Source organism: Erwinia sp. PME.40.26/001 (genome assembly GCF_055556675.1).
The window spans coordinates 1-274 of the sequence record NZ_JBVHNP010000150.1 but is presented as its reverse complement, the minus strand read 5'-3'; the positions used below and the strand labels follow the sequence as shown (position 1 = coordinate 274).

General features: G+C 75.9%; 1 protein-coding gene. It reads right to left on the bottom strand.

Features of this window, described 5'->3' with window-relative positions:
* Positions 1–274 (bottom strand): hypothetical protein (locus tag ACZ3HG_RS23615; protein ID WP_465334792.1); only part of this gene is annotated, 274 nt, incomplete at both ends.

Genomic DNA, 274 nt, shown 5'->3' with positions numbered 1-274 from the left:
ATCCCGAGCCCCACGCGCGTGACCATCTCGATGAGGAACGACAGCGCCAGGGCGGGGAAAGCGAGCCGCGCCTGCAGCGTGCCGCGGCCGACGGCCTGCACGAGCCAGAACGGCACGCCGACGGCGAGCACGACGAACGGCCACGGCGACGCCGTGCGGAACAGCTCCGACCACAGCGGGGAGCCGGCGGCGAGCGCCACCCCCGCGACCACCCCCGACCACAGCGCCAGGCGCCGCAGCCGGCGCACGAGGGCGTCGGAGTCGCCGGGGAATC